Genomic DNA, 6,046 nt, shown 5'->3' with positions numbered 1-6,046 from the left:
ATGGTCGCGACCCAGCCGCGGAACCCGTCGAGGTCGCCGGCGAAGCGGCGCAGGTCGCGGGCGAGGTGTAGCCAGGTCTCACCGGTGACGTCCTCTGCGTCGGCGCCGACCAGCACCGTCGCGTAGCGGATCAGCCGCGGCTGCAGGTCGCGGTACAACGCGACGAACGCGTCCTCGTCGCCCGAGCGGGCGGCGTCGAGAGCGGCGTCGAGCCCGGCGTCGAGATCCAGGTGTGTCGCTGCCTCGGGGCACACCATCGCGGGCACTCCACCACCTCCGGTCGATGACGGGCCGAACGTGGGGGGCGGTACGCCCGGCCCGTCACGCCCTCAGCGCCGAGACGTCGTCGGCCGTTACGTCCGTTCCGCCGACCCTGTGGGCCGACGGACCCTCACCCTGCTCCGAGCGACGTCAGGCCGGCCTCTCACCGGGCCGCGGCGCTGCGCCGGCTGTCGGCAGTGGTCCTGGCGGTGGACCCGGGGCCGCACCGCCTCGACGAGGACTGCGACCCGGCCACCCCGCGAGAGGTGGCTCGCTCGTGAGCGAGCAGAGCGGCCCCGGTGCGCCGGTCTGTGCCGACGGACCGTCGAGAGGATCGTGGGCTCGCCGCAGACGCGCGGACTCCGCGGTGTCGCCCCCGACCCCGAGGCCGGCCAGGTAGGCGTCCGTGCACGCGGCGTCGAGGTAGGGGAGGTCGGCGACGCGTCGGTGTCCGGCCTGGACCTCGCTGAGCACGAGCCCGCCGAGGTCGGTGCCGAGCGGGGCCCGGCCGCAGAAGCCGAAGTCGACCCCCGGACGCGAGAGGGCGGGCCGCACGACGCCGGCGAGCCGGCCGTCGGCGTCGACGCGGGGCGTTCGTGCGCCGTGGACCGCGGTGACCAGCGGCGCGGCGGCCGAGGACGCGGCGAACCGGCCCAGCAGGTAGGCCGCCCGCGAGTACCGCTCGAGGTTCCAGGTCACCGGTCGGGCGGAGACCAGCTCCAACCAGAGGGCGGCGGAGGGACGCCGGCACCGCGAACCGCAGGGGGAGCGGAGGTGGGAGTGGACGACCTCGACGAAGAAGCCGAAGGGCCGGATCCGGCCGTCGGGGGTCCGGGCGGTGCCGGTGACCCCGACGGCCGCGGGGCCGAGGGTCGCCGTGCGCGGTGGGCGCATCGGTCACGCCGCCGAGGGTGTCCGGCCTGCGCGGACGTCGGCTGCGCCGGGGCCGGCCAGCTGGGCCTGTGCGGCCGGGCGGCCGGTGAACAGCAGGAGCAGGGCGACGATCGGTCCGTTGACCTCGCGGCCCTGCCCGGCGGCCCAGTCGACGTCGTCGGCGGTGAAGCGGTAGCCCGCGAACCTCGCGGCGGCGTGGAACATCCGCCTGCTCGACCACACCCGGTCGGCGGCGAGGGCGGCGAGTCGCGTCGGCACGGGGAGGCGGCGTCCGAGGGGGACGGCGATGTCCTGTCCGTGCACGAGGTAGTCGATCGCGGTCTCGCGGTAGGTCACCGTCGGCAGCGGCCGCCGGACCCCGATGCGGTCGCGGATCTCGCCGACGATGTCCGCCACCGGCAGCTCGGCGTGCCGACAGGCCGCGGCGTGGATCGCACCGTCTATGCCGCCGTGGCGGGCCAGGTCGACGACCGCGCGGGGCAGCTGCGTCCAGCGGGTGTTCTGCAGCGCGAGATGGGCGGCCACCTGCCGGACGGTCCAGCCCGCGCACAGCGACGGCCTGCGCCAGTCCTCGGCGGTCAGGCTCTCCAGGAGCTCCACCAGGTCGTGCCGGTGAGCGTCGATCTCGGTCCATGCCTCGGTGCGGTCCATCGGGGTCCTCCGTCCAGGCGGCGTGCCGGTCATGACGGGCGGGTGCCCGTGGTCCCGGGCCCGACCAGGGACTCGAGCAGGCGGGTGATCTTGCCGGCCGGGTCGAACGCCGGGTCGGGCATGGCGAGCTGGTGCAGGACCAGCCCGGTGACGTAGTCGCCGACCAGGTGCAGGTGGTCGGGATCGTGGGAGCCGATCAGGCGCATCCAGGCCGTGAACCAGGCGCCGACCCTGTTGCCGGTCTCGGCGACGCGCTGCCTGATCGTGGGGTTGTGGGCGGACTCGACGAGGATCGCGTAGCGCGCGAGGGTCAGGTCCCGGTGGACGCTCGCGGCGTCGGTGGCGGCGGTGGCGAGGACGTGGGCGAGCTCGCTCGGCGTCGTCGGGCAGGCGGTGAGCGCGATCTCGTCGAAGTTCGCGCGTTCCTGGGCCGAGACCCGTTCCACGATCGCCTCGAGCAGCGCCTCGCGGGTCGAGAAGTGGTTGGCGGTCGAGCCGACCGGGAGGCCTGCCTCCGCGTCGACCGCGCGATGGGTCAACGCCCGCACCCCGCCGCCCCCGAGCACACGGACGGCCGCGTCGAGCAGGGTGTCGCGGCGGTTCCTCACCGGGTGAGACTACATCTGTAGTCTATCGAACAACAAGTGTTGTCCAAACTCGGATCGGCCCGAGTGCCCCCTGCGTCGTGGACCGGGTCGGATTAGGGTCGGCGCATGACGTCTCCCTTGGTCTCGGCGCTGGACCTGCGGGAGCTCCTGGACCGGGCCGAGGCGGCCTCGCCCGTCGAGGCGATCGACGTCATGGCCGACGCGATGGCGGAGATGCTGTCCGCCGCGGAGGTCTGGTTCTGGATCACCGACCTCAGCGGGCGTGCGGTCGCCCGGTTCGGCGGCACGGGTGCCAACGCGGCGCGACTGCACCAGGGCGGGGCCGAGGACGTCCCCGTCGTGCCGCTGTCGGGGACCGTCTACGAGAGGGTCCTGCGGACACAGCGGCCCGACCTGCGGACCGTCGGGGGCGAGAGCCGGCTGATCGTGCCGGTGGCCGACCGGGGGGACACGATGGGCGTCGTCGAGGTGCACCTGCCGGTCACCCCCGACGAGCTCGCGGTCGCGGGCATCGCCGCGGCGGCACGGGCGCTGGCCTACGTCGTGGTCGGTGCCCGCAGGCACACCGACCTCTTCGAGTGGGCGCAACGCAGCGCGCCGTTCTCCCTCGCCGCGGAGATCCAGCGCAGGTTGCTGCCGAGCTCGTTCACGTGCGAGGCCGGCCAGTTCACCGTGTCGGGCTGGTTGGAGCCCGCGAACGCCGTCGGCGGCGACACGTTCGACTACGCCCTGGACCGCGACAGCCTGCACCTGTCCATCACCGACGCCGTCGGCCACGACGTCACCGCCGCCCTCCTCGCCACGGTGCTGGTCGGCAGCCTGCGCAACGGTCGTCGCCATCAGCTCGCCCTGCGGGACCAGGCCGCCACGGCCAACGACGCCCTCGTCGCCCACTCGCTCCCCGGCGAGTTCGTGACCGGCCAGCTCGCCCGCGTCGACCGGGCCCGCGCCCGGCTGGCGGTGGTCAACGCCGGTCACCCGCTGCCCTACCGGGTCCGCGGGGGCGAGGTGGGCGTGATCGAGCTCGACGTCGACATCCCGTTCGGTCTCTACGCGGGCCACGAGTTCGCCGTGCAGCACGTCGACCTGCGTGCCGGGGACCGGGTCGTGCTGGTCACCGACGGGATCCTGGAACGCAACGCCGAGACCGTCGACGTCGAAGCGCTCCTCGCGGCCACGGCCGACCGGCATCCCCGTGAGGTGGTCTACACCCTCGGCGAGGAGGTGCTGACGGCGACGGGCGGCGACCTGCGCGACGACGCCACCGTCCTCTGCCTCGACTGGCACGGCGGCCCGTCGCTCGGTGGCCGGGAACGAGCGACGGACACCGTCGGACGCGCTCGCTAGCGTGCGACCCATGACCGATGGGAAGACCGCGCTCCTCGTCATCGACGTCCAGCAGGGCAACACCGCGGAGGGCTGGGATCGCGACGGCGTGCTCGGCCGCATCCGCGGCCTCATCGACCGCGCGCGGGCCGACGGCGTCCCGGTGATCTGGCTCCAGCACGAGGCCGGACCCTTCGTGCCGGGCTCCGAGACGTGGCAGATCGCCGAGGCGGTCCGGCCCGGCGCGGGCGACACCGTGCTCGGCAAGCGGTACCTGGACTCGTTCGCCGACACGGACCTCAAGGCCCGGCTCGACGCGCTCGGTGCGACCCGGCTCGTGCTGTGCGGCGCGGCCACCGACGCCTGCATCCGCAGCACCGCCGCCCGGTCGCAGGTCGAGGGCTACGACACCGTGCTGGTCGCCGACGGGCACACGACCGACGAGGGTCCGTGGGACCTGCCCCTGCCCGACGGCACCACGGTGCCGGTGGGCGCGCGGGAGATGGTGGCGTTCACCAACTTCTTCGTCGCCGACACCGAGTACCCCGGGGTGACGACCGAGGTCGTGCCCGCCGCCGACGTCACGTGGTGACCAGCGCGACCCTCACCTGACGACCGTGCCGATCAGCGCCGCCACCCGCTCGACCGCGGGAGCGGCGCCGGGCCGGTGGGCGAGGACCAGGGGGACGCGGACCGGCTCGCCCGCGAGCGGGCGGTAGGCGATCCCGTCGAGCCGCAGGGCGCGGACCGAGGCGGGCACGAGCCCGAAACCGAGGCCCGCGGCCACGAACACCACGAGCGTGCCGGTCTCGCCGACCTCGATGACCTCGGGATCGAGCCCGGCCCGTCGGCAGGTGTCCAGGACGAGCGGCTGCATGCTGGAGCGGCGGCCCGAGGGGTGGGTGATCACCGGGGTCCCCGCGAGGTCGGCGAGGTCCACCTCGGGGTGGCGGGCGAGCGGGTGGTCCGCGGGCAGGACGGCGACGAGGGGCTCCTCGCGCAGCGTCGCGACGGTCAGGTCGTCGAGCGGCAGGCCGCCGGGCCGCAGTACGGCGAGGTCCAGCTCGGCGCTGCGCACGGCGTCGAGCAGGGCCGGGCCCAGCAGCTCGCCGCGCAGGTCCAGCTCCAGGTCCGGGAGCTCGGCCCGGATGCGCTGGGTGACCCGGGGGAGGACGTCGTAGGTGGCCGTGCCGACGAAGCCGACGCGGACCCGCCCGGCCCGGCCCGTGACCAGCAGACCGAGGTCGGCCGCGGTCCGGTCCACGGTCGCGAGGATCTCGCGGGCGCGGTCGCGCAGCAGCTCGCCGGGTCCGGTGAGCTCCGCCCGGCGGGAGGTCCGCTCCACGAGGCGGGCACAGACCTCGTGTTCGAGCTGTCGGAGCTGCTGGGAGAGCGCGGGCTGGGCGATGTGCAGCCGAGCGGCGGCCCGGCCGAAGTGCAGCTCCTCGGCGAGGACGACGAACGATCGCAGGTGTCGGAGCTCCACGACCGCGATTCTATGCATGCTCCTTATCGATGAGCGCTGAATGAGTATTGGACGTGATGGGTCGGGCGTTCGTACGGTGGCGGCATGACCCCCTGCTACCTGTACGCGAGCGCTCGGACGCGCTTCGGACGCTTCGGCGGAGCGCTCGCGGAGGTCCGGCCGGACGACCTGGCGGCGACCGCGCTGTCGGGCGTGCTCGCCAGGGCGCCGGGCCTGGACCCCGCCGAGATCGCCGACGTGTTCTGGGGGTGTGCGAACCAGGCGGGGGAGGACAACCGGGACGTCGGGCGGATGGCCGTGCTGCTCGCCGGGCTGCCGACCTCGGTGCCCGCCACCACCGTGAACCGGTTGTGCGGCTCCTCGCTCGACGCGGCGATCCAGGCGTCCCGGTCGGTCGAGGTCGGGGACGCGGACGTGGTGGTCGCGGGCGGGGTGGAGTCGATGACCCGGGCGCCGTGGGTGCTGCCGAAGCCGGCCCGGGCGTTCCCGGCCGGAGACGTGACCGCGGTGTCGACCACGCTCGGCTGGCGGCTGGTGAACCGGCGGATGCCTGCGGAGTGGACCGTGTCGCTGGGGGAGTGCAACGAGCAGCTGGCCGAGCGGTTCGGCATCGGGCGCGAGCGGCAGGACGAGTTCGCGGCGCGCTCGCACCGGCTCGCCGCCGAGGCGTGGGCCGCGGGCTTCCACGACGGTCTGGTCGTCGACGTCCCGGGGGTCGAGCCGGCCCGTGACGAGAGCATCCGGGACGGCTCCACCCCGGAGCGGCTCGGCGGTCTGACGCCCTCCTTCCGCCCCGACGGCACCATCACGGCGGGCAACG

The 6,046-nt window shown here is 74.5% G+C and carries 8 protein-coding genes; 3 read left to right on the top strand and 5 right to left on the bottom strand.

Translation table 11 applies throughout. The features are described 5' to 3' along the window. From H5J29_RS18055 to H5J29_RS18040, 4 genes are all read right to left on the bottom strand, one after another. Positions 1-257, bottom strand: a 257-nt coding sequence (locus H5J29_RS18055) for an RNA polymerase sigma factor (protein WP_281376033.1), incomplete at its 3' end; no start/stop codon positions are given. Positions 258-411: 154 nt separating this feature from the next. Further along, on the bottom strand, positions 412-1,155 hold the full coding sequence (locus H5J29_RS18050; RefSeq protein WP_181782126.1) for a hypothetical protein: 744 nt from the start codon (positions 1,153-1,155) through the stop codon (positions 412-414). Between the two features lie 3 nt (positions 1,156-1,158). Beyond that, positions 1,159-1,806 (bottom strand): maleylpyruvate isomerase family mycothiol-dependent enzyme, encoded by a 648-nt coding sequence (locus tag H5J29_RS18045; RefSeq protein WP_181782125.1) that lies wholly within the window; start codon positions 1,804-1,806, stop codon positions 1,159-1,161. Between the two features lie 29 nt (positions 1,807-1,835). Beyond that, positions 1,836-2,414: a TetR/AcrR family transcriptional regulator gene (locus H5J29_RS18040; protein WP_181782124.1), complete on the bottom strand. Its 579-nt coding sequence runs from the start codon at positions 2,412-2,414 to the stop codon at positions 1,836-1,838. A 105-nt stretch (positions 2,415-2,519) separates the two neighbouring features. Here H5J29_RS18040 and H5J29_RS18035 point away from each other — a divergent pair, with 105 nt between their 5' ends. Together H5J29_RS18035 and H5J29_RS18030 are read left to right on the top strand one after the other, a co-directional pair. Then, the gene (locus H5J29_RS18035) at positions 2,520-3,761 is read left to right on the top strand and encodes a PP2C family protein-serine/threonine phosphatase (RefSeq protein ID WP_181782123.1); all 1,242 of its coding nucleotides are present in this window, start codon (positions 2,520-2,522) and stop codon (positions 3,759-3,761) included. A 10-nt stretch (positions 3,762-3,771) separates the two neighbouring features. Next, a complete protein-coding gene (locus tag H5J29_RS18030; RefSeq protein WP_181782122.1) occupies positions 3,772-4,332 on the top strand; it encodes an isochorismatase family protein in 561 nt (186 codons plus the stop codon). A 12-nt stretch (positions 4,333-4,344) separates the two neighbouring features. On the opposite strand, the gene H5J29_RS18025 is transcribed toward H5J29_RS18030, so the two are convergent. Next, positions 4,345-5,226, bottom strand: a complete 882-nt coding sequence (locus tag H5J29_RS18025) for a LysR substrate-binding domain-containing protein (protein ID WP_181782121.1) — start codon at positions 5,224-5,226, stop codon at positions 4,345-4,347. Between the two features lie 84 nt (positions 5,227-5,310). On the opposite strand from H5J29_RS18025, the gene H5J29_RS18020 reads away from it, so the two are divergent. After that, positions 5,311-6,046: thiolase family protein (locus tag H5J29_RS18020; protein WP_281376032.1), on the top strand; the 736-nt coding region annotated here is incomplete at its 3' end.

Source organism: Pseudonocardia pini, assembly GCF_013870575.1.
Classification (GTDB): domain Bacteria; phylum Actinomycetota; class Actinomycetes; order Mycobacteriales; family Pseudonocardiaceae; genus Pseudonocardia; species Pseudonocardia pini.
Note: the sequence above shows the minus strand (reverse complement) of the source record. Positions and strands in the feature narration are given on the sequence as shown.

Bases quoted from the DNA above. Each gene is read 5' to 3' on its own strand.
- H5J29_RS18030 (WP_181782122.1), top strand. From the start codon at position 3,772: ATGACCGATGGGAAGACCGCGCTCCTCGTCATCGACGTCCAGCAGGGC.
- H5J29_RS18035 (WP_181782123.1), top strand. From the start codon at position 2,520: ATGACGTCTCCCTTGGTCTCGGCGCTGGACCTGCGGGAGCTCCTGGAC.
- H5J29_RS18045 (WP_181782125.1), bottom strand. From the start codon at position 1,806: ATGGACCGCACCGAGGCATGGACCGAGATCGACGCTCACCGGCACGAC.
- H5J29_RS18050 (WP_181782126.1), bottom strand. From the start codon at position 1,155: ATGCGCCCACCGCGCACGGCGACCCTCGGCCCCGCGGCCGTCGGGGTC.